Origin of the sequence: Candidatus Magnetominusculus xianensis (assembly GCA_001541255.1) — a bacterium.
In the GTDB taxonomy this organism is placed as follows: Bacteria; Nitrospirota; Thermodesulfovibrionia; order Thermodesulfovibrionales; family Magnetobacteriaceae; genus Magnetominusculus; species Magnetominusculus xianensis.
Window position 1 is genome coordinate 15,177 of record LNQR01000056.1, and the last position, 22,064, is coordinate 37,240.

General features: G+C 45.5%; 20 protein-coding genes. 8 read left to right on the forward strand and 12 right to left on the reverse strand.

Features of this window, described 5'->3' with window-relative positions:
• Nucleotides 1-53: 53 nt before the first annotated feature.
• The 6 genes from gatA to ASN18_RS07350 all read left to right on the forward strand — a co-directional run bounded on the left by gatA (nucleotide 54) and on the right by ASN18_RS07350 (nucleotide 5,549).
• The gene (gatA, locus tag ASN18_RS07325) at nucleotides 54-1,496 is read left to right on the forward strand and encodes an Asp-tRNA(Asn)/Glu-tRNA(Gln) amidotransferase subunit GatA (protein WP_085052156.1); all 1,443 of its coding nucleotides are present in this window, start codon (nucleotides 54-56) and stop codon (nucleotides 1,494-1,496) included.
• Nucleotides 1,493-2,935 carry an Asp-tRNA(Asn)/Glu-tRNA(Gln) amidotransferase subunit GatB gene (gene gatB, locus ASN18_RS07330; protein WP_085052088.1) on the forward strand — a complete coding sequence of 481 codons (1,443 nt, stop codon included), beginning with the start codon at nucleotides 1,493-1,495 and terminating at the stop codon, nucleotides 2,933-2,935. The genes gatA and gatB overlap by 4 nt, the downstream gene beginning before the upstream one ends.
• The gene (locus ASN18_RS07335; protein WP_085052089.1) at nucleotides 2,932-3,498 is read left to right on the forward strand and encodes an NUDIX hydrolase; all 567 of its coding nucleotides are present in this window, start codon (nucleotides 2,932-2,934) and stop codon (nucleotides 3,496-3,498) included. Before gatB ends, ASN18_RS07335 begins: the two co-directional genes overlap by 4 nt.
• Before the next feature lie 7 nt (nucleotides 3,499-3,505).
• The gene (locus ASN18_RS07340; RefSeq protein WP_085052090.1) at nucleotides 3,506-4,534 is read left to right on the forward strand and encodes a CAP domain-containing protein; all 1,029 of its coding nucleotides are present in this window, start codon (nucleotides 3,506-3,508) and stop codon (nucleotides 4,532-4,534) included.
• 76 nt (nucleotides 4,535-4,610) lie between these two features.
• Entirely contained in the window at nucleotides 4,611-4,823 is a 213-nt protein-coding gene (locus ASN18_RS07345; protein ID WP_085052091.1) for a DUF3800 domain-containing protein, read from the forward strand.
• An 18-nt stretch (nucleotides 4,824-4,841) separates the two neighbouring features.
• Nucleotides 4,842-5,549 carry a DUF3800 domain-containing protein gene (locus ASN18_RS07350; RefSeq protein ID WP_236861591.1) on the forward strand — a complete coding sequence of 236 codons (708 nt, stop codon included), beginning with the start codon at nucleotides 4,842-4,844 and terminating at the stop codon, nucleotides 5,547-5,549.
• A gap of 278 nt (nucleotides 5,550-5,827) precedes the next feature.
• Here the strand turns inward: ASN18_RS07350 and ASN18_RS07355 are convergent, their stop codons facing one another.
• The 6 genes from ASN18_RS07355 to ASN18_RS07380 all read right to left on the reverse strand — a co-directional run bounded on the left by ASN18_RS07355 (nucleotide 5,828) and on the right by ASN18_RS07380 (nucleotide 12,813).
• The gene (locus ASN18_RS07355) at nucleotides 5,828-7,372 is read right to left on the reverse strand and encodes a DHA2 family efflux MFS transporter permease subunit (protein ID WP_085052093.1); all 1,545 of its coding nucleotides are present in this window, start codon (nucleotides 7,370-7,372) and stop codon (nucleotides 5,828-5,830) included.
• Nucleotides 7,373-7,378: 6 nt separating this feature from the next.
• Nucleotides 7,379-8,461 (reverse strand): HlyD family secretion protein, encoded by a 1,083-nt coding sequence (locus ASN18_RS07360; protein WP_085052094.1) that lies wholly within the window; start codon nucleotides 8,459-8,461, stop codon nucleotides 7,379-7,381.
• Nucleotides 8,462-8,486: 25 nt separating this feature from the next.
• The gene (locus tag ASN18_RS07365; protein WP_085052095.1) at nucleotides 8,487-9,818 is read right to left on the reverse strand and encodes a TolC family protein; all 1,332 of its coding nucleotides are present in this window, start codon (nucleotides 9,816-9,818) and stop codon (nucleotides 8,487-8,489) included.
• A gap of 73 nt (nucleotides 9,819-9,891) precedes the next feature.
• Nucleotides 9,892-10,323, reverse strand: coding sequence for a ribonuclease HI (rnhA, locus tag ASN18_RS07370; protein ID WP_085052096.1), 432 nt, complete (start codon nucleotides 10,321-10,323; stop codon nucleotides 9,892-9,894).
• 20 nt (nucleotides 10,324-10,343) lie between these two features.
• A complete protein-coding gene (locus tag ASN18_RS07375) occupies nucleotides 10,344-11,480 on the reverse strand; it encodes a vWA domain-containing protein (RefSeq protein WP_157072876.1) in 1,137 nt (378 codons plus the stop codon).
• A gap of 16 nt (nucleotides 11,481-11,496) precedes the next feature.
• On the reverse strand, nucleotides 11,497-12,813 hold the full coding sequence (locus ASN18_RS07380) for a sigma 54-interacting transcriptional regulator (protein ID WP_085052098.1): 1,317 nt from the start codon (nucleotides 12,811-12,813) through the stop codon (nucleotides 11,497-11,499).
• A 538-nt stretch (nucleotides 12,814-13,351) separates the two neighbouring features.
• Between ASN18_RS07380 and ASN18_RS07385 the strand changes: the two genes are divergently transcribed.
• Both ASN18_RS07385 and ASN18_RS17130 read left to right on the forward strand, forming a co-directional pair.
• Nucleotides 13,352-14,335 carry a DNA-methyltransferase gene (locus ASN18_RS07385; protein WP_085052099.1) on the forward strand — a complete coding sequence of 328 codons (984 nt, stop codon included), beginning with the start codon at nucleotides 13,352-13,354 and terminating at the stop codon, nucleotides 14,333-14,335.
• A 612-nt stretch (nucleotides 14,336-14,947) separates the two neighbouring features.
• Entirely contained in the window at nucleotides 14,948-15,088 is a 141-nt protein-coding gene (locus ASN18_RS17130) for a hypothetical protein (protein WP_157072877.1), read from the forward strand.
• Between the two features lie 164 nt (nucleotides 15,089-15,252).
• Here ASN18_RS17130 and ASN18_RS07395 read toward each other — a convergent pair whose 3' ends face one another.
• From ASN18_RS07395 to ASN18_RS07420, 6 genes are all read right to left on the reverse strand, one after another.
• Nucleotides 15,253-15,780, reverse strand: coding sequence for a hypothetical protein (locus tag ASN18_RS07395; protein WP_085052101.1), 528 nt, complete (start codon nucleotides 15,778-15,780; stop codon nucleotides 15,253-15,255).
• Nucleotides 15,781-15,782: 2 nt separating this feature from the next.
• A complete protein-coding gene (locus ASN18_RS07400; RefSeq protein WP_085052102.1) occupies nucleotides 15,783-16,394 on the reverse strand; it encodes a hypothetical protein in 612 nt (203 codons plus the stop codon).
• Nucleotides 16,391-17,935, reverse strand: coding sequence for a tetratricopeptide repeat protein (locus ASN18_RS07405; RefSeq protein WP_085052103.1), 1,545 nt, complete (start codon nucleotides 17,933-17,935; stop codon nucleotides 16,391-16,393). The genes ASN18_RS07400 and ASN18_RS07405 overlap by 4 nt, the downstream gene beginning before the upstream one ends.
• Complete coding sequence (recQ, locus tag ASN18_RS07410; RefSeq protein WP_085052104.1) at nucleotides 17,935-19,761, reverse strand: DNA helicase RecQ; 1,827 nt, start codon at nucleotides 19,759-19,761, stop codon at nucleotides 17,935-17,937. The genes ASN18_RS07405 and recQ overlap by 1 nt, the downstream gene beginning before the upstream one ends.
• 61 nt (nucleotides 19,762-19,822) lie before the next feature.
• The gene (gene panC / locus ASN18_RS07415; RefSeq protein WP_085052105.1) at nucleotides 19,823-20,680 is read right to left on the reverse strand and encodes a pantoate--beta-alanine ligase; all 858 of its coding nucleotides are present in this window, start codon (nucleotides 20,678-20,680) and stop codon (nucleotides 19,823-19,825) included.
• Between the two features lie 3 nt (nucleotides 20,681-20,683).
• Nucleotides 20,684-22,063 carry a M16 family metallopeptidase gene (locus ASN18_RS07420; RefSeq protein ID WP_085052106.1) on the reverse strand — a complete coding sequence of 460 codons (1,380 nt, stop codon included), beginning with the start codon at nucleotides 22,061-22,063 and terminating at the stop codon, nucleotides 20,684-20,686.
• Nucleotide 22,064 lies beyond the last annotated feature (1 nt).

A 22,064-nucleotide genomic window follows, 5' to 3' on the forward strand; every position in this document is an offset into this window, starting at 1 on the left:
CCTTAATAGTGATAGAATCACTGCAACTGAACAATTGCGGGAGGTATTTTTATTTGGAATTATACAAACTAACTATAGTGGAGGCGTTAGGGCTTATTTCAAAGCATGAGCTAACCCCGACAGACCTCTTAGAATCAGTTTTTAACCGAATAACGGCGCTTGATACCAGCGTCAAGGCATACGTAACCGTCACAAAGGATATCGCAGCGGAGCAGGCTGGGCGGCTTTCGATGCTCAACCGCACCCCCCTCTATGGCATCCCGATGGCCATTAAAGACAACATGTGTATCAAGGGTGTGCGTACAACTTGCTCTTCGAAAATACTTGAGAATTTCATCCCGCCTTATGAAAGTACCGTAACGGGTAAACTTCAGGAGGCAGGATATTGCCTGACCGGCAAGACCAATCTTGATGAGTTTGCTATGGGCTCCTCCACAGAAAACTCCGGGTTTTTTACAACGAAAAACCCGTGGGACTTAAGCCGTGCCCCCGGAGGAAGCAGCGGCGGTTCGGCAGCAGTCGTGGCGGCTGATATGTGCGTGGCGGCAATTGGTTCGGACACCGGCGGTTCAATCCGACAGCCAGCGTCATTTTGCGGCGTCGTAGGGCTTAAACCCACATACGGCCTTGTATCAAGATTCGGTCTCGTGGCCTTTGCCTCATCACTTGACCAGATTGGCCCAATCACTAAGACTGTAGAAGACGCGGCAATCGTGTTAAATGTCATAGCAGGCGGCGACAGGAGAGACTCCACATCTGCCCATATCGCAATCCCGGACTACACGGCCTCCTTGTCCAGCGATTTAAAGGGAATGAAGATAGGCATCCCCGAGGAATACTTTATTGACGGCATGGACAAAGAAGTAGAGACGGCAGTAAGGGCTGCAATATCTGAGATAGAGCGGCTTGGCGCCGAGGTCATATCTATAAAACTGCCCCATACGGCTTATGCAGTGGCCGCTTACTATATCATCGCCACAAGTGAGGCAAGCTCTAATCTGGCACGTTATGACGGCGTTAAGTATGGCCTGCGTGTCAGCGGCAGCGACCTTATCGATACATATATGGAGACGCGTGCCAAGGGGTTTGGGCAGGAGGTCAAACGGCGGATAATGCTGGGGACATATGCCCTGTCCTCCGGCTATTACGACGCATATTACAAGAAGGCACAGCAGGTACGCACGCTTATAAAGAGGGACTTTGATGAGGCGTTTAAAGTAGTCGATGTCATCGCCACGCCGACATCACCGACAACGGCCTTTAAGATTGGTGAAAAGGCTGATGACCCGCTCCAGATGTACCTCAGTGATATATTCACCATATCAGTAAACCTCGCAGGCATACCTGCAATATCCATCCCGTGCGGTTTCGACTCCGGGGGGCTGCCAGTCGGCCTTCAACTGATAGGCAGACACTTTGGTGAGGCTGAGATTTTAAAGGCCGCCCACGCCTATGAACGCGCTGCGGGCTGGTATCAAAGGAGGCCATCCATATGAAAATTGATACCACTACGTATGAAACGGTCATAGGGCTTGAGATTCATGCCCAGATGAAGACACAATCAAAGATGTTCTGCGGCTGCCCGACACAATTCGGGGCAGACCCCAATACGCAGACCTGCCCAGTATGTATAGGGATGCCCGGAGTACTGCCGGTTATAAACAAACTGGCACTTGAGTTTACTATAAAAACGGGGCTTGCCCTGGGGTGCCGCATATCGCCGTTTAGTCGCTTTGCCCGCAAGAACTATTTTTATCCTGATTTGCCCAAGGGCTATCAGATAAGCCAGTATGAGCTTCCAATCTGTGAAGGCGGCTTTGTTATGCTCAATGTAGACGGTAATGTGAGGCGCATCAATCTGACAAGGATTCACATGGAAGAGGACGCGGGGAAAAACATCCACGAGGGGGCGGGCAGCTTTAGCTTTGTTGACCTGAACCGCGCCGGGGTGCCGCTGATGGAGATAGTGTCAGAGCCAGACATCAGGACGCCAAAAGAGGCGGCTGCATATGTGCGAAAACTCAGGACGATACTAAGATACCTCGATGTTTGTGACGGCAATATGGAGGAAGGCTCTCTGCGCTGCGATGCCAATATCTCAATCAGGCCGCAGGGCACAGAGGCGCTTGGCGTAAAGACAGAGATAAAAAATATCAACTCCTTTAAGTTCATAGAAAAGGCACTTGAGTACGAGATAGAACGCCAGAGGCACGTACTTAGTGAAGGTGGGCGCATTATTCAGGAAACACGGCTCTGGAATACATCGGCGGGCATTACAGAGTCCATGCGCTCAAAAGAAGAGGCGCACGACTACAGATATTTCCCTGAGCCTGACCTCGTACCACTGATTGTAGATGAGTCATGGACAGCAGAGATAAGAAAAGAAATACCGGAGCTGCCCGATGACAAGATTCTAAAATTCACAGGCGAATATAAACTACCCGCCTATGACGCCGACTTGCTGGCATCTGAAAAACAAACGGCACAGTGGTTTGAAGAGGCTGTCAGCCTGGGCGCTAACGCCAAAGACGTCAGCAACTGGATGATGGGCGAGCTGATGAGACTGTTAAACGAAAAGGCTGTATCTATTGAAAAATCCACGCTCAAACCTGCACATCTTTGTGAGCTGATAAAACTGGTATCAGACGGTACGATAAATTTAAAAACCGCAAAGACCGTCTTTGAGGACATGTTTAATACAGGTAAGACGGCAGCAGCACTGGTAAAGGAAAAAGGCCTCGTGCAGATTTCTGATGTCGGCGAACTTGAAAAGACCGTTGCGGCAGTCATTGCAGAAAACCCCGGGGAGATGTCAAGGTACAAGGCCGGTGAGACAAAGCTGACAGGGTTTTTCGTTGGCGAGGTGATGAAAAAGACAAAGGGAAAGGCTAATCCAAAGGCCGTCAACGAGATATTAAGAAGGTTAATGGGATGATTGATGTTATTAATTATAACAGTGGAGAATTACTTGATATAGTTACACCGGAAGGTGAGATTATCGGGCAGGCCAGACGAAGCGAGGCACACGGCAATAATAAATTGCTCCATCGCGTAGTACATGTGTTCGTATTTGATACTGGGGGAAGGCTCCTGCTTCAGAAGCGTTCGATGAAAAAGGATGTAGCCCCTGGCAAGTGGGATACCTCTGTCGGCGGACACGTTGACCAGGGGGAGACTATTGAATCGGCAGTACTGCGGGAGATGGAGGAGGAACTGGGTATCACAATGCCAGTTCCAGAGTGGGGAAGCGAGGGGCCGCCTTGCAGCTGTGCAGCGCCGCGCTTCATGTATAAGTATATTCACTCAAACAATATCGAATCTGAGCTTGTGCATTCATACTCCTACATACACAACGCTGAGATTAGATTTAACACTGAGGAGATAGACGCAGTCCGGTTCTGGGAACTGTCAGAGATAAAAGAGACACTTGGCAAAGGCATACTAAGCGATAACTTTGAACACGAGTTCGCTAATTATCTAAGCTGGTCAGGGAAATAACCTCCAGATGCGAAGACTGCTTGTCCTGTGTGCTGTGCTCATCTGCCTTTACCTCTTGCACTATCGTGGCAAGGACAAGGCGCCCGAAGATACCCCAAATGAGCAGCCCTCTCAGGTGCAGCAGCAGCCGCCCCCGACACAACAACAACGCCCGCCCCAGCTCATCTCAAACTTAAGTGACTCAACACTCGACAAACTAAGACAACAGCAGTTGGCACAGATTAACAAGTCCCGAACCTCTCACGGTCTGTCGTCTGTTAGTCTTGATGACAAGGCATCAAAGGCAGCCCAACGCCACTGTGAGGCAATGGTTGCAGGGGATTTCTTTGGACATACCGGGCTGAACGGTGCACGCCCATTTCACCGTTATAATCTGGATGAGGGCGGCGATGGTCATGTCGCTGAGAACATCTGTCTCTTTAAGAGTTCTCAAGCCCATACCACCGACGATAAGACTATGGCTGAACTAGCAGCAAAGGGACACGGCATGTTCATGGCCGAGGTGCCGCCAGAGGACGGCCACCGTCAAAATATTCTTGAAAAATGGCACAACTACGTGGGGCTTGGCGTATCTGTCAAAGGCGGCAGCTATACGTACTGTGAAGAGTTTTTGGACAAATATATAGATATATCAGGCCCGCTGTCAAAGACAATTCCATATGGGCAGAAAATCGAGTTCACCGGTGCAGTCATAAGCCCGGGTGAGTTTGGCCTATACATGATTGCCGTAACATATGACGCGGCGTTAGTCCCACCAGCAAAACCCCAACCCTCATCATACAAAGACGCTGGTGCGCAAAAGGCTGCCGTCCTGCCCCCCTGGGATTTCAACAAAGACGGCAGGCGGTACGACAAAAGGAGCGGCAAATTTTCCATATCTATGAAAATGGAGAAAAAGGGATACTACTACGTTGTATTCTACTTAAAAGAAAACCCGTCGTCTATACCATATGAAGGCGCAAGGTCAAACTCATCAGCAGCCGTATCCACGAATGACGGCTTTGTCGGCGGCGCACAGGTTATCAGGGTAATTTAGGGCTCGTAATACAATAATGTTAGCATCCTATTTATTATGATACACTCAAAATTATTCAAACAATAGAGGAGGTTTCATGATATACTTTATTGATGAAAGCGGTACCGATGACGATTCATCTCGTATGGTGTTAGCAGCTATTGCTATATCTGAAGATAAGTTATGGGATTTTATTGTAGAAATAATTAGCCATAAAAAAGATATATTAGGTATGACAACGTTAAACGAGTGGGAACCAAAAGGAAATAACCTTTTAAAGCCAAAAAAGTTCAAGCTGGCAAAACAATGAGACAATATTGATGATGCGTTGCGTATAAGCTTATTGAAGAGTGGTTATGAGAAAAATAAGCTTAAATCGCCAACTCCTCTTTCAAGAAATGAGCTGACAGCAATAGGCCAGGCCTCTCTTTTATATGTTAAAAAAGTATTGGATACTTGTAAAAGTTTTGATATTAAAGTATTTGCTTCTATAGTTCCTAAGACTGTTAAACATACACAAGGGACATTACTAAGAAAAGACTATTCTTATCTATTTCAAAGATTTAATTTATACCTTAATGAAAAAAATGAAAAAGGAATCATTGTTTTTGATATGATTGAGAATCAACAGCATAAAAGGTTAATTGGTAATATGAGAAGATATTTTACAGAAACATATAGTGGGCAACGTAGAAGTCGGAATATAATTCCTGAACCTTTCTTTGTATCTTCTGACCTTACAACTGCGACTCAGGTAGTTGATATAATTGCATACATACTAAATAAAGGTTTAAACAAAAGAAAAACAGAACATTTAATAAGAAAAAAAGAATCTCCCTCTCAAAATATTTATTTATATTTACCGGAGACAACACGAGAAGAATTACATGATTTTGGAGACAAAGTGTTAGCGCTTCAGTTTGAATGTACTGCGCCTGATAGTAAAAAACAACAAAGAAAACATAATGGCATAATATACATGCCAGACCTTAGCACCAGATACGAAAAAAAGGGACTAAACGCTGACGACATATAAAAAAAGACTACGCTATTACTCTTTCGAGCCGGATTCCCGTATATAGCGAAGCCTCCGATTATTTATAACAGTTTTTATTAGATAATGTCAATATAATTTTTTGTGGACTAAAAAATATTTTACAATACAACACCTACCTCTAAACCATGATATTTGGATAAAACGATGGGGCTTACATCTGCATTTTAGCTTGAACAGCTGGAATCATCCTGAGCCTGTCGAAGAATGACAGCAAATTTCATGGTTATAATGGTCATAAGTGTAAGTCAAGCCCCACATTAATGAAGCGGTTGAGCCTTACTGCTGTCAGCTCCCCTGCCGCCTTTTCTTAGTATAAGCACCAGCGGCAATATACATAACATGATTATAAACGACACAAACGCCACATCGTTAAAAGAAAGCATGGCAGACTGCTTTAACAACTGGGCATACATCAACCCCTCAGCCGCTCGCGTTGAAAGATAATCTCCAATATATCCTTTAGATACAATGGCTTGTGATAGTTTTTGTGAAGCTATCTGGTAATTTAAATCAAACGGGTTCAAGTGTTCTACAAGCTGAACCTGCCGCACCTGTGCGCGGCTTACAAGCATAGTCGTGGCAAAGGCAATCCCCATGCTTCCACCAACGTTTCTCACAAGGTTATTAATACCGGCAGCGTTTCCAATCTCCTCTTTTTTAATGTGGGACATCGATATTGTCATAAGCGGGATCATCAAAAACCCCATCCCTACGCCAAGCAGCATTCGCGTTATGAGGACGCTCTGAAAGTCACTGTAGAGATTCAGTTTTGATATAGTATATATGGCCAAAGCGCCCATAAGTATCCCAAAGGTAAGCGGATAGCGCGGGTCTGTCTTTTGAATCAGCACGCCTGTTACAGGCATCACTAAGACCGTCACTATGCCCCCAAGCCCGATGACCATTCCCGCAAGCGTAGCAGTATATCCCATCAGCGTTTGCAGATACAAGGGCAGCATAACTATGCTTGACATAAGATTGAAAAATGAGAAAAACATGACCACAGTACCAGCGCTAAACGACGGGTCTTTAAATATCCTCAGATTGACAACAGGCTGCTCTGAAAAAAACTCCACAATTACAAATAGCACCAGAGAAACCACTGCAACGACAAAAAAGCTCAGGATAAAATACGACGAAAACCAGTCCTCACGCTGACCCTTTTCAATTACCAGTTGGAGCGACCCCAACCCAACGATAAGCAGGGCAAGCCCAACATAATCTATCCTCATCTTTGTCTTTTGTACGTAAGGAGGGTCCTTGATAACTATCATATTCATAAAGATAGAGAATATCCCAATAGGAATGTTTATAAAGAATATCCACTGCCACGACCAGTTATCAGAAATCCAACCGCCTAAAAGCGGGCCAATAATCGGCCCGAACAATATGCCAATCCCAAATACGGCCATCGCCATGCCGTGCTGCTTTTTTGGGAAACTCTCAAGCAAGATGGCCTGCGACAGCGGCTGCAAGCCCCCGCCCCCTACCCCTTGCAAAATCCTGAAAAATATCAGGCTCTCAAGGCTCCATGCTATACCGCAAAGAAAAGAACTCGCCGTAAACACCGCTATCGAGAGCATAAGATAGTTCTTCCTGCCAAGCAGCCTGCTCAACCATCCCGTCATCGGAATAACAATCGCGTTTGAAACAAGATAAGAGGTCAATATCCACGTTACCTCATCCACGCCCGCTGAGAATGTCCCCCTGATGTGGTCAAGGGACACCATTACGATTGTCGTGTCAACTATCTCAATAAACGTAGGCAGTATTACACTAAAGGCGATAAGCCACTTGTTCATAGGGTATTATTCCACAAACACAGTAGGCACGACAGACATCCCCACCCTTAAGACGTTTGCCTTTTCCGTAGTGTTGTCAAGGACGATTTTTACGGGTATGCGCTGGACTACCTTTACGTAGTGACCGCTGGCGTTTTCGGGGGGAAATAGGGAAAACACGGTACCGGTGCCGGACATGATGCTGTCAACCTTTGCAGAAAGTATCCTCCCAGGGTATGCATCTACCTTGATTTCAACGCGCTGACCGGGTCTGATTTTCGACAGTTGTGTCTCCTTGTAATTTGCTACTACCCATAGGTCATCAAGGGCTACAATTGCCATAAGCGGCTGCCCTGCCTGAATGCGGTTACCCACTTCAACGCTCTTTTTGCTTACATTGCCGCTTGAGGCTGCGTATATTTTCGTATACCCAATGTTCAGATTGGCGGCTTCCAGCATCGCCTCTTTTTGTTTTATCGCGGCAAGCTGTGACACTCGCATTGAATCGGCCTGTTTTATAACGGAGCCCTGGGTAATGATTGAAAGTTCTACCTGTTTAAGCTGCTCTTGCGCAGACTTTTTAGCCGCAGTGTGGACGTTATAATTAGTTTGCGCCTTTTCGAGTTTCTCTTTTGATATTGCATCGTTTTTGAAAAGGCTTTCAGCGCGTTTGAGGTCAAGGAGCGCCTGAGCAAGGTTTGCATTAGCAAGCTCGACATTTGCCTTAGCTGCCGCGGTCTTGGCGTGGAATTCGTTAAGCGCCCGTGAGGCTGCCTCAAGGCGTGAGCCTGCTTCGTTGAGCCTCGATGTTTCAGCGCTCAGTGCGGCCTCTGCCTCTTTTACTCTTATGGCAAAGTCTGAAGGGTCAAGCTCGGCAAGCAGCTCTCCCTCTTTTACAAACTGATTGTCTTTTACATAGACGGCCTTTACCGTGCCCGCCACCTTAGCAGACACAGAGTAAATAGAACCCTCAACAAATGCATCATCTGTTGAGATATGCACGGCCATATACTTAAAGTACGACAGTGTAATAAACGCCCCAATAATTATGACAACAACAAAGACCGCTATGGCGATTTTCTTTTTATGATTGTTTGAGTTATTTTCCATATATCTCCGTAATTACATTTCAGTGTTACTTAAACTGTTCCTTTAAGTCTGCACCGCTTGAGTAGAGAAGCCCTGCATAGGCACGCCTCTGTTCGTAAAGTGCACTTAAGTAATTCACCTGCGTATGCGTTAAGAGCGTGATAGCATCCATAACGTCAGTGGCGGTGCCCTGTCCGTGTTCGTAGCGCGTTTTGTTTATTTTTAAGTTTTCCTCCGCCTGGGCAATTGAATCTTTTGCAACGAGGAGTTTCTCTGCGGCAATTTTCAGAGTCAGATAGTAGCGTTCAACCTCAAGCGCGATGTTGTCTATTAATTTTTTTCTCTCCTCTGATAGCCTTTCTTTCTTATATCTTAACTTTAATAAATCTGCCTTGGTAGAACCCCCACTAAAGAGATTTATCTTTGCACCAAGGACAACAGACCAGTTACCCTCATAGACCTGGTAGTCGTTCTCTATATAGTTATAGCCGCCCTGGGCGTAAAACGTGGGGAGATATTCTGCATATTTTATCCTCTCCTGAAGTATCAATCTCTGAAGTTCGTGGTCAAGAATCTTTATCTCAGGACGCACCCTTTCTGCCAATTCCAGAAACTGTGAGATTTCAAGCTGTGCCGGGACTGCCTCAACCGGTTCAGCAATACGGACATCTGCCATCAACGGCCTGAGCAGTATATTGTTCAACTTAGATGCTGAAATCATACGAAGGTTTTTGACAGATAAGAGGCGCTGCTTCACATCAGCAAGGCGCACCTCGGCCTGCAGCAGGTCGTTTTTTGTTATAGCGCCATCCTTATATAGTTCATGTGCCACTTTAAGATGCAGCCCAATTCTCTTGATTTCTAATTGAGCTACTTCAATAAATTTATCGTACTCAAGCACCTCATAGCATCCCAGAATGAACTCCAGGGCTGTCAGATTTTTTATTCGTTCATAGTCAAGCTTTGTGGCCTCAAGCGACTCAAGTGAAGCCTTATAGCTGCTGCTATTAGCGCCGAAATTAAAAAGTATATTTTTAATATTTACACCGTAAGCAATTGACGTTTGGTTAGCCATTGGTACACGCTGGGTACTAAACTTTACCATTGGCTTGTGTTGGAGAAAAGTCTCTGCAATTTCAGCATTTATCGTAGGAAAGAGTACAGCCATTGCAGCTTCTGCTTCTTTCTCTGATATATTTATGTTCTGGGCTGCAATCTTCATGACACGGCTTTCAGAAGTTGCAATAGCAAGTCCTTCAGAGATGGTTAAAACACTGCCCTCTGGCATCTCATCGGCATAGCCCCAAACACCAAATAAAACCACAATTGCCGCAGCAGCACAGCAGAGCCAGTTTAAACGAGGCAATATTTTCAGCATATCTTCAGCACCACTATCATACCCAATCCCCCTGATTTGTGCAAGGGGAAGTATAGTTGGGAAAGCAGTGATGTCAATCTAAAAAAATCCCTGTTTTAATGGCTGCACATGCCAGCGCGTCGGCACGTTCATTCTCTGGGTTGCCGTTGTGACCGCGTATCCAATTGAAAGTGACTATGTGTTCTTTACACAAGGCAGATAGTTTTTCCCACAAGTCTATGTTTTTAACCTTGGCCCTGGCACTGGTTATCCAGTTATTGGCCTGCCAGTTTTTAAGCCATCCCTTTGTCATAGCGTTTACGATCAACTGTGAGTCTGTATAAACTGAGACCTCACATCTGGTCTTTAACTCACTTAATCCGGCGATAACTGCCGAAAGCTCCATACGGTTATTTGTAGTCAAGCGCGATGCCCCAGAGAGTTCCTTTCTTTTTGTGGCTGTCATCATGACAACACCATAGCCTCCTGGGCCTGGATTGCCGCTACATGCGCCGTCTGTATACATCGTAACTTTCGGGGGGGTACTCAATTTGCCACCGCCTCTATATCCATAAGTGCAACAGAAAGGCCGCCCGCATCAACCCTGACTAGTTCACCGCCCAGACTTTCGCATATGAGTCTGTTATATCTCTGATTGTTTGGATTAATCTCATAGCCCGGGACATGGACAAGGAGTATCTTTGTCTTTAGATGGAGACGGCGAAGCCTTTGAGCTGTTTTCAGCGTAACGGAGAGATATTTTGCGTCCTCGACACCGGCACGTTGCGGGTAGCCATCGGTAATAATATATAGTTCCTGATTGACACTGCCTGTGCGCGAGAAATAGCTGTATACGAAATCAAGAAGTTCAGCCGTGTGGGTCATGCCCACAGGTTTTAATGTGAGGACATCAAGGGGGGCGATCTTCTCAATCTTTTCGTTAAAGGAGATGAACTCCACCTTATCGTCCTGGCTGTTGCGGTAATAGTGAAACGACAGGCAGGCCTTCTTTGCAAATTGCAGTTTACCGCCCTGCTCCATCGATGTGCTTGAGTCGATGGCAACGAGGATGTCTGCCCTTTCCCTGGAGTGTCTCTTTAGATTTACCACATCATCTTCCCGAATAATCACATCATCGTGGTGAACCTTTTGCCTTATAATACCGCGGCGCGTAGTTTCCGGTATGTGTATTGCAGCCATTGAGCGTGCCTTTTCTGTAAGAAATGATTTCTTTTTGCGCTTTTGTGCCTTAGTTCTTTTTAACCCCTTTTTCATCTCGAAATAGTAGTTTTTCCCGACATAATGAAGGAGTTCCTTCTTTTTTATCTTTATCCTGCCCTCGGATTTATACGAAAATCTCACAAATACATCCCTAAAATAGTCGCTGAGTTGTTCGTCTGTGAGGTCTTTAAGGCATTCTAAATCGACTAGATCACCGGGACTATTTTCAACCAGATAAAACGGGTCCTCAAAATCTTTGTTATCAAAAGGAAACACCGGCGGGTTAAACGGCACATAGAGGTTCTTCGGCGTAGGGTCAATTTTTGCCTTAGCCATGTCTATAAACTCCTCCTCGGAGTCAAATTCCTCATCGAGCATCATACCGAATATCGCAGGTGGCAGAAAGCAGCTCAACTTGTCATACTGAAACACGCCCGTACACCACGCCCTTATGTCAGTCATTAACATGGGGGCAGTCTCACACTCCGCATGTCACGGCATAGGCATCAAGGTATGCCTTAATGGTCTCCGGTCTGCTGTCATCCTCCGAAAGATATGCCACAATATCATCTATTAACTGCATATCCATATTCAAAAATGCCGTGTCTGCGTCTTTATAATTATCAATAACGGCAAAGGCAGTTTCTATAGCAGGCACCCTCTGTTTTATAAACTCAACGACTGAAGGAAAATCCTTCGACAACATTTCATTTATCTCATCAAAGGATTCCTCATCCCCCTGACCGGCTATCTCCGTATGAAGACCTTCTTTTACATCACAAAATGATACCGTAGTGCGTCCTTCGATAAACGCTGAGACACAGGCTATTCGTGCAGCCCGAATAGAGGAACGAGGCCCCAGATAAACAGCAATATTGTTCAATTCCCGAATTGTACTAACGATAAACTCAAGAAATAGTTTAGGTAATCTAACCCCCAGACCATTCTTAGCAAGCTCCTTTTGCACTATCAGAATCTCATCCCCAAACCCTACCCTGCCAACGGGGATACCTACGAGGCGGTTAGCCACTGCCTTGTGAATCCTGAAGTCATTTGTATTATTTGTCGTTGATACAAAAAGCAAATCCACTGGGAATGTCATCCTGCTGTTAGACGGAGTAAAACGCCTCTCCTGAAGGGCTTGGATAAGGGCATATTGCGCCTCGTTGTTCATAAGCCCAAGTTCATCGACAAATAGGACACCACCCGACGCCTGGGCAATCTTCCCACCCTCAAGCACACGCGGGTCAAAGGGGTCGCCTATTTCGGCAAATCGTAACAGATGGTACATGCCTAATATTTTCTCCGGTTCAATGTCCTCGTTACCCTGAAGCCGGGCAAACCCGCTTCCTTCAGTAATATATATCCTCTCGATGGGTATCAGTTTAGCCGGGCTTGCCGCATACTTATGCCTGCACACCGGACAGACGTTGTCTAATGCCGAATGGTCGTTCTCAACGATATAGTTGTACAGATGGATGGAGTTTTCCCTTACCGGACATCCCACATTCGTATAAACAGGATGTGTAAGATAGTACCCCTGTAAGACAGTAAACACGGCGTTACTCAGATGGGTCTTACCAACGCCGAAATCACCCTTTATGAGAGCCCCGCTGCCTGTTGCAAGCACTTCAACAAGACGGCGTTTCACATGCCCCAGACCGAATATCAGGGGAAAGGCGTCCTCATCAGTGGCAACCATCTCCCTGATTCTATGAATAAAACGCCCGCTGACACTGAGTGTACAGGGGGGCATCTCATATAAATCTATAAGATGTTTATTTTCTCTTTGCATCGCAGCTCACCGTTTTTTATACAGATATTATTGGTAATAATAGTTACAACTGGTTTGGATTATAACATTTTTGGTCTTAAATTACCAGCATACCTTAAACGGCAGCAAAGTGTAAATGCACTTGCTGTCATAGGGTATAAAAAGGCGTAGTTGATACTTTTCATAACTACTTATAAATGTTGACAAAAAAGAATGTTTTGGTATGAGCTAATAATTGCTTATTGATTTTATCCTAATTGTTATGGTATCTCACGTACACTATACGATTTGTTTCCTTTTGTCTATTGGCAATGTTTATTAATGTTTGAGATTGATGTTTGATGATGTTTGATAAGGTATGGTATGAAAAATGGCTTACGGTGCCAAAATAGAAAGGTTATCTTACCGCTTAGGAAGAAGCAGTCACACGTAGTGTATCACTTGCGACATTGCAGAACAGGGATGAGACAAGGAAGCTTAGACCTTACCGTAGCCATAGTTATTGTCTTTACAATCGCCATGAATTGGAAGTTTTTTTGCAGAAAGTGAGAGCCGACTGATGACGCACTCTTTAGACGCTACGGAATCATTTTCTCTTGGTTATACCACTAAAGTTTTCACGTATGGTCGAATCATTCACGCGGATTGTTTCGAGTGGCTTTCCCGTCTGCCTGAAAACTCGCTTCATGCTGTTGTTACAGACCCTCCTTATGGGGTTCGAGAATATGATGCTAACGAACTTGAAAAGCGCTCTAAAGGTAAAGGAGGGGTCTGGAGAATACCCCCCACTTTTGATGGTTCGGTACGTGCTCCGTTACCACGCTTCACAGCCCTTGACGCCAAAGACCGCAAACGGCTGTCTAAGTTTTTTTCTGAATGGTCACGTCTAACCGTCCATGCACTTAGACCTGGTGGTCATGTAATAATTGCTACAAATGCCTTTATTGCAGCGTTGCTCTATGAAGCTCTTGTGGAAGGTGGACTTGAATTTCGAGGTCAATTAATTCGCCAAGTCCGCACACTTCGTGGCGGTGACCGTCCGAAGAATGCAGAAGAAGAGTTTCCCGACGTGTCGTCGATGCCGCGTGGTTGTTATGAGCCGTGGGGTTTGTTTCGTAAGCCTTTGCCGGAAAAAATGACCGTTAGTGAATGTCTTCGTCAGTTTCAAACGGGAGGATTACGCCGCTCACCAAATGGGAACCCTTTTGAAGATATAATTCCGAGTGAACGCACCCCACGATTGGAGCGCGATATAGCCGATCACCCCAGCTTGAAACCACAGTCTTTTATGCGGCAAGTTGTTTACGCATCGTTGCCTTTGGGTGAAGGCATACTTGCTGACCCGTTTATGGGTTCTGGTTCTACCATTGCCGCAGCAGAAGCAATAGGACTTTACGCCATAGGTGTTGAAAGATATTTGGACTATTTTAATATAGCGTCTAAAGCCATTCCTGAACTAGCATCGCTCAATAAGCATCTGACAAAAACTCCGTTACTCGCTGACGTAACAAACAGGTCTGAACAGCTCAGTTTATACATGTAACGTTTAAGAGAGAGGTAAAGTTTAATTGATATGCTTTAATTCCGCGATTCGGCACAAAAACTGCGAATGAGCCCTCCGGTTGCAGAAGATGAAGCTAAGGCGTGTCAAGCCGTGCCATTGCAAGCCAATGGCTTTAATCAGAAAGCTCAAATTCCATTTGGGTTGAAGACCGAGCATATTCGAACAGCGATGCAAGACTTTCTCGATTTTCTCACTTTTGTAAATACAGCGTTGCATTCAAAACAAATCCCACGCCTCGAATCCTATTGGAAGATAATTTACCAATTCCTGATTCTACTTCTTTTGCGGAATACATTGCCGTTCATTGAAAAATTTAGACATATTAAGGGTCTCACAATAGAACCAACTTGAAGAATGAGGGCTCTGCCCTCAAACTCCCGGCAGGGAACTTGTCCCCTGCACCCCATCTATGGGGCTTCGCCCCTTTGAATCTTATGAGACCGTTAATATGTCAAATGGGAAGCCTACGGCAACTTCTAAAACAATAACAATTATAGATATTGACATATAATATTATATGTGTTATCATATCTCTATGTCACCTGTGGGTATCCCACGCAAACAATCATTATACATCGAGGAGGTCATGCCATGACATTTTATTTTATCACAAGGGTCAGAGACAGGTGGATTCCCGGCTCAATCTCAGCCTCAAGCGCCGACGATGCCAGGCTCAGTATCGAAAACACTAAATATCCTGTCGTCGTCATAGAAAATTTCTCATCAAATTAAGCATCATCAAATTAAGCATCAATGAGGAGGTGTAGCTCTTGTATAAAATAACCTGTAAACGATGCAGGAACATCGTTACTACGTGGAATAACAGAGGCGGCAGAGGGAGCTGCTTTTGTCGCTGCGGCTCACCGCTCTACTACGCCGATGCAGTGCGTGCGGACTTACCTTAGCCCAATTACATGCTCAACAAAGTAGTACGGCCTCTCTCCCGGACTGTAATCATTTAGCGCACGTTTAAAGGCATCTGCGGCGTCAGGGGTGGCAAGTGACTGAAGGGTTTGCCTCACCCCTGAAGTTTCTAAGTAATCGCACACGGCTCCGACGTATTCCATCAGCAGGTCTCTCATGTGGTCGTGGTTGAGTTTCTTTGCCTTTTCGTTTAACACCACGCTTATGGATTCAATGGCGTGATAGATAACCCGCAGGGCTGCCCTTACCTCCTTTATTGCCCTCGGGTCATAGACAGAGACAGACGGTACGACAATCCCCCTGCCCTCTAATTCCCTCAGTATTACGCCGGTATATATGTCGAGAAAGTCCATCAGGACAGATGAGCTAAACGGGGTGTTTTCGTCATCAATATAACGCCATACGAATTCAATATGTGCCGCTGCGGCCCTGTCTTCAATAATATTAGAGGCAATCGTGCTGTAGGGGTCAGCGTTGTACGAAGTATGTTCGTCTGACATGATTATTTATCTCCTGATGGCGCTGCGGCCATAAGCTGCCGCCCAAGGCCCGCTAAGAATTTATTCTTATACTCGCCTTTTTTTGACTTTGAGGTCTCAAGTACATCTATCATAATATTATTTTTAAGAAATAATACCCTTGAGGCGAATAGCCCATTTGGAGTTGGCGGAAAATCCCAGCGCAGCTTCTTTACGCTTGATACAAAGACTTGATAACCGTCAGAAGCGGCAACCTTATCATAACGATTTTTCTTGATAGCCAGGACATAATCGTCGTAATTTTTCTGTGCCTTCTCGCGTGATTTATACATTGTAATCTTTATAGTGATTTTATAGTATTTATCCACATCCTCATATGTTCTCATGCTCCAGTTAAAGGACTCCCCGCAAAATTTCAACTTGCAGTCATCCATTGCTGAAGGAGTGATATTGTCTATAATGGGATTAAAATCAATCATTTCGTAGGCACGTTGAGTACCTGATGCAATAATAGGCGTTATATCGGCCTTTTGTTCCGTATAATCGAAATATGGCACATAATTAAAGACAAAGGACGATAACACTGTAAACATCACAAAAGATGTTGCGATGAATATGAGCCTCTGCCGCTTCATCGGACATACTCCTTTGCCGGTCCGAAATTCGGGTCAACTGCCAGCGCCTTCCTGAAATAGACCAGTGCCTCTTCACGTCTGCCAGCGTTCATCAACGATAATCCCATTCCATAGTATGAGGCAGGGCTGTCTGGGTCAAGCTCTGATGCCTTTGCAAAGTACAATGACGCCTCGTGTGCCTTGTTCTTGTTAAGCAGGATAAAACCGGCGTTAACGTATGGTTTTTCGAATGACGGTTTTATTGCAATAGATTTCTTGTAATTACTGAGGGCCTCATCCTCATTTCCTTTAGCCAAATATGCAGAGCCTAAGTTGAAATATGCTATGAAGTTATCCTGAGTCACACTTGCCGCACGGCTAAACAGACTGATGTCATCCCGCCAGTGCGCCGTCTGCCTTATTGATAAAAATGATAAACAGGTACAGGTTGTTAATATAACTGCCACATTTATATATAGAATAATCCCGCGCCCGGCAGTCTTCTGAAGCCCGTCACCAGCAGCCTGGCTGATAATGATAAATATACCGATTAACGGTAAATACGCATACCTGTCTGCCATAGCCTGATACCCCACCTGAGCAAGCCCGGCAACCGGCATAAGCACAATCAAATACCAAAACCACCCGACAAAAAAATATGGCGCCCGTTTTATCAATATAATTGAAGCCGCTGACACACCGGTTATAAACGCAGCGGCAAGTATGCCATGAGCCATGTTAACCGTATCGTGAACTATGTAAATAGGAGACAACGACAGCGGAACAAGTGTTTTATACAGGTACATAACATAAGAGATAAAGGCATTACTGAGCCTCTCTGTAAATGGAAGCACATTAAAAAACTCGTCCACATTCCACGCCCTCTGCACCCGGTAAGTAAAAATCCCTGCAGCAACAGAAAGCAGAAATAACGGGATTTTCTCCATTTGCTTATTAATCTTTCTTTTTAACGGCCAGTAATCAATAAGCACTAACACTACCGGCAGCACTATGGCAATAGGTTTAGACAACAACGAGGCGCTAAAACAAACAATAACAGATATATACTTCCAAACCGACGGTTTTTTCACATAATACACATAACACCACATCGTGCTTAACCAGAAAAATGCGCTCAACAGCCCCTTTCTCTCTGATACCCACGCCACCGCCTCCACGTGAAGCGGGTGGACTGAAAACAGCGCGGCAACAAAGGCGCTCCGCCACGGCAACCCCGTCATCAGCTCAAGCACAATAAACACTAAGACCGTATTCGCAGCGTGAATCAGGACATTTGTCATGTGATGACCGGCAGGTTTAAGGCCGTACAGGGTAATGTCCAGCATGTGAGAAAGCCACGCCAGAGGCATTACGGCAGTTCCGGTATAGGGGGTGGTAAAGGCCCATGTGACGCTTTTTCTTGTCAGACCATCGCGCACATAGGGGTTTTCTGTGATGAAAAGATTGTCGTCATAATTTACAAAGTTAAATGTCCTCACCTGAGAAAACATGGCAAGCGTCATAAGAAATAATGCGGTTGAAATTACAATTGACCTGGCCATTACGGAATATCAGGTTCCATCTTTGGATTTTGTTCCAGATATGCCTTAATCTCCTCTATGAAGTCATCGCCGTAGCGGTCAATTTTATACTGCCCGACGCCGGCAATATTCAACAACTGATTAATTGATGTCGGATAGTGCCTGCACATCTCATGAAGGGTCCTGTCAGAAAATACAATAAACGGGGCAACATTCTGCTCATCGGCAAGTCTGCGCCGCAGCGCGCGCAGGCACTCAAACAGCGCCTTGTCATAATCTTCAAATTGACTGCCCGCCTCGGTGCGGGATACCTTTTTAATAACCTCTGCCTTTATCTCCGGGCGCATGTTCGCCATAACGGTCTCATTGTCAAATAAGACATTTGTCCCATGTTGCGTAAGTTTGATAACAGGATATTTATCGCCTTCCTGAACGAGGAGCTCCTGGACAATCAGCTCATCAAAAATCGCGCGCCAGTAGTCTTTGTCCTTGTGCTTACCTGCCCCAAAGGTCTTTACCTTGTCGTGTTTAAGCTCCAGCACGCGCTTTGTCCCTTTGCCAAGCACAACATCTGTGACATGGAGGCGCCCATAGCGCTGGCCTGTCCTCGATACGGCAGACATGACAATCTGAGCGTCCTCTGTAATATCCCGCAGTTCATATGCACCTACGCATACGTCGCATGTGCCGCAGTTTTGCGGTTCATATTTCTCGCCTAAGTAGTCAAGCAGCTGCCTCCTCCTGCATATATTCACAGAGGCATAGCGAATCATTCTGGTGAGTTTTGCCTCCGCAGTGGCGCGCTCCTGTTCTTCCTCTATTTTATCAATAAAAAATCTGATCTTAAACGCATCCCCTGCAGAGTAATAAAGCACACACTCGGAGGGTTCACCGTCACGCCCTGCCCTGCCCGTCTCCTGATAATACCCCTCTATGTTTTTTGGCAGGTCGGCGTGTATCACAAACCGCACGTTTGATTTATCTATCCCCATGCCGAAGGCGATTGTGGCTGCTATTACGCTGACCTCGTCCTTACTGAAGGCATTTTGATTTTTGGTTCTCTCCTCGGCTGATAATCCGGCATGGTAAGGTAAGGCGCGAACACCGTTTTTCGTTAGATAATTTGACAATGTAACAGTAGAATCCCGCGTAGCCCGATATATTATGCCAGGACTTGAGGCGTGTTCCCTTATGAATTTCATGACCTGCTTTTCTATATCTATTTTTTTCTCCACGCGATAGAACAAGTTCCTTCTATCAAACGACGCCCGCACTACATACGGGTCGCGCAGCCCCAGTTTCCTTATTATATCCTCCTGCACCTGGGCCGTTGCCGTTGCCGTAAATGCCGCTATTGGAACCTCTCTAAAATTCATGGCAATCGATGACAGGCTCAAATAATCAGGCCTGAAATCATGCCCCCATTCAGAGATACAGTGTGCCTCGTCAATGGCAAATAAGGCGATGGGAACTGCCCGCAGGGTTTCATAGAAATGTGTCATCGCAAACCTCTCCGGCGCTATATACAAAAGCTCAAGGCTGTGGGCATGAATCCTCCTGTAAATAGAGTAAACCTCATCTACAGACAGGGAACTATTGAGATAAGCCGCAGAAAAACCGTTTTCCATCGCCGCATCCACCTGGTCTTTCATCAGAGAGATTAATGGGCTTATGACAACCACTGTCCCATTCAACAGCTTTGAGGGCAGTTGGTAACACAGGGATTTCCCCCCGCCTGTGGGCATCACCGCAAAGACATCCTTCTTTTGAAGGATATTCTTTATGATTGCCTCCTGATTTTCACGAAAATCATGGAATCCAAAATGCTCTCTTAATACGTTTCTCACACTGTTAGTTCCTTTTTACAAGTCATAGACCAAAGTGTCACAAGTCTATACTATAATATTATCAATCAACCTCAATATTATCAATCAGCCTCGTGCTGCCTATCTTGAGCGCCACTGCGATTAACACCCGCTGCCCTTCGGTTATTCCGCCAGTTTTTATCTCATCAAGCGTATTGGGGTCATAGGCCGAGGCATATTGAATCTCTGTAAGGGTCTTCATTTCTGAAAGTGATTCTTTAAGTATTTGGGCAATTGCATTTGTCTTCAGTGAGTTATCATTTACGGATTTCGCGGCCTCAGTTAATGCCTTATAGATGAGCGGGGCCTCAAGGCGCTCCTCTGTTGACAGGTAGGCGTTTCTTGAACTCATTGCAAGACCGTCATGCTCTCTTATAGTTGGGCATAGCACGATTTCCAAATCAAGATTCAGGTCGGCTGTCATTTTCTTTATCACCACGCACTGCTGGTAGTCCTTAAGGCCAAAATACGCCCTTGTCGGCATAACCGCATTAAAGAGTTTTAACACCACAGTTGCCACACCTGCAAAATGACCGGGCCTGAACTGGCCGCAGAGTTTCTCTGACAGACCCCTGACCTCTACATATGTCTTATATCCATCGGGATAGACGCTGTCAACTCCGGGCAAAAACACCGCGTCCACTGAAAGACCGCTGAGTTTCTCTATGTCCCCGTCATAGTCTCTGGGGTAGCGGTTGAAGTCTTCGCCCGCTGAAAATTGTGTGGGGTTTACGAATATGCTCACTACGGTAACGTCGTTTGCTTTAACAGAGTCTCTGACTATACTTAAGTGTCCATCATGAAGGGCGCCCATAGTGGGTACAAAACCTATAGTCTTGCCTGAGAGCTTGCAGCCCTTTGAGAATTGTTGCATCTCAGAAATCGTGCGGATTAGCTGCATAGTCTATTTATAATCCGAATTCAGGCCAATCTTTTCCTGATTACCGACTATGACCAACCGGTAGTTAGTATTGCTGAGCAGATATTTTTGTGCCGCACGCCTTACGTCTTCTTTTGTTATGGCATTTATAATACCAGGGTATTTCTTGTCAAAATCAGTGCCGAGGCCATAGAACTCAACCTGTGCCATGAACATAGAAATCTTATCCATCGTATCAAGTTTACGCGGGAAACTGCCTGTTAAATAAGCCTTTGCCCCGCTTAGTTCCTCGTCTGTGACCACACCTTCTTTCATATTTTTTATCTGTTTTAGTATCTCTTCAACAGCAACATTGGTAAACTCATTTTTAGTCTGAATGACGACCTGAAAATCCCCGGCATATTTAAATGAGGCAAAGTGGCTGTGAATATCATAGGCCAGCCCAAGGTTGTCACGTATTGACTTGACCATTCTGGAGGCAAACCCACCGCCGCCGAGGATATAGTTCATCACAGCGACGGAGTAAAAGTCAGGGTTATCTCTTTTTATTCCCGCACCACCAAGTATAATATTTGCCTGCTGCGTGTCTCTGTTAATGAGGACGGCCTTTTTAGCGACGTGTTTTGGCAGCTCTGCAACTGCCCTCTTTTTCACCGGCTTGTTTGACCAACCTGCCCGTTCTGATAAATATTTGTCAATCAGTGCCATCAGTTCCTCATAACTAATATCCCCTGCTACAGATAAAATGCTCCCTGAAGGGACATAGAAGTCGCTGTGAAAGTTTACTAAATCGTCCCGTTTTATCATATCTATTGTCTCAGGGGCTCCCTCGCTTACACGCCCGTAGGGGAATTTACCAAACACCTCGCTAAGAAATGCCTTATTAGCGGTATACGCCGGGGATTCCTCTTTATGCATAATGCCGCCCTTTACGAGTTCTTTCTTCTGCCTTAGCTCTGCCTCTGTGAATGCTGGGTTTAAGACACAGTCTGCCAGGATTTCAAACATAGCGTGGAGGTCTTTCCTGAGTACTGAAAGGCCAACTGCCGTATAGTCAGAGGTCAAGGTCGCCTCTATCGAAGCCCCGGTGAATTCTATCTCTTCGTGGATTTCCTTTGATGTCCTTTTCTTAGTGCCTTCGGTGAGCATCTGCGCGGTCAGATTCGCAAGCCCCGCCAGACGTGTTGGCTCATCAAGTTTCGAGGCATTTATTAACAGCGACATCCTCACAACCGGAAGGTTATGCCTCTGCGCATAAAGTACAACAAGCCCGTTAGGCATTACCACCCTGCGCATGTCTATGGCAAAGGCGTTGACAGAAAACAGGGATACCGTAACCGCCAAAAGTGCTGCCAGTGCTATTATTTTAATTCTGCCGATTGTCAATTTTACCTCCGTAGTCATA

Excerpts from the sequence above, each read along its gene's own strand:
- gatB (WP_085052088.1), top strand. The coding sequence starts at position 1,493 with ATGAAAATTGATACCACTACGTATGAAACGGTCATAGGGCTTGAGATT.
- ASN18_RS07335 (WP_085052089.1), top strand. The coding sequence starts at position 2,932 with ATGATTGATGTTATTAATTATAACAGTGGAGAATTACTTGATATAGTT.
- ASN18_RS07340 (WP_085052090.1), top strand. The coding sequence starts at position 3,506 with ATGCGAAGACTGCTTGTCCTGTGTGCTGTGCTCATCTGCCTTTACCTC.
- ASN18_RS07345 (WP_085052091.1), top strand. The coding sequence starts at position 4,611 with ATGATATACTTTATTGATGAAAGCGGTACCGATGACGATTCATCTCGT.
- ASN18_RS07355 (WP_085052093.1), bottom strand. The coding sequence starts at position 7,372 with ATGAACAAGTGGCTTATCGCCTTTAGTGTAATACTGCCTACGTTTATT.
- ASN18_RS07360 (WP_085052094.1), bottom strand. The coding sequence starts at position 8,461 with ATGGAAAATAACTCAAACAATCATAAAAAGAAAATCGCCATAGCGGTC.
- ASN18_RS07365 (WP_085052095.1), bottom strand. The coding sequence starts at position 9,818 with ATGCTGAAAATATTGCCTCGTTTAAACTGGCTCTGCTGTGCTGCTGCG.
- rnhA (WP_085052096.1), bottom strand. The coding sequence starts at position 10,323 with ATGTATACAGACGGCGCATGTAGCGGCAATCCAGGCCCAGGAGGCTAT.
- ASN18_RS07375 (WP_157072876.1), bottom strand. The coding sequence starts at position 11,480 with ATGACTGACATAAGGGCGTGGTGTACGGGCGTGTTTCAGTATGACAAG.
- ASN18_RS07380 (WP_085052098.1), bottom strand. The coding sequence starts at position 12,813 with ATGCAAAGAGAAAATAAACATCTTATAGATTTATATGAGATGCCCCCC.
- ASN18_RS07385 (WP_085052099.1), top strand. The coding sequence starts at position 13,352 with ATGACGCACTCTTTAGACGCTACGGAATCATTTTCTCTTGGTTATACC.
- ASN18_RS17130 (WP_157072877.1), top strand. The coding sequence starts at position 14,948 with ATGACATTTTATTTTATCACAAGGGTCAGAGACAGGTGGATTCCCGGC.
- ASN18_RS07395 (WP_085052101.1), bottom strand. The coding sequence starts at position 15,780 with ATGTCAGACGAACATACTTCGTACAACGCTGACCCCTACAGCACGATT.
- ASN18_RS07400 (WP_085052102.1), bottom strand. The coding sequence starts at position 16,394 with ATGAAGCGGCAGAGGCTCATATTCATCGCAACATCTTTTGTGATGTTT.
- ASN18_RS07405 (WP_085052103.1), bottom strand. The coding sequence starts at position 17,935 with ATGGCCAGGTCAATTGTAATTTCAACCGCATTATTTCTTATGACGCTT.
- panC (WP_085052105.1), bottom strand. The coding sequence starts at position 20,680 with ATGCAGCTAATCCGCACGATTTCTGAGATGCAACAATTCTCAAAGGGC.
- ASN18_RS07420 (WP_085052106.1), bottom strand. The coding sequence starts at position 22,063 with ATGACTACGGAGGTAAAATTGACAATCGGCAGAATTAAAATAATAGCA.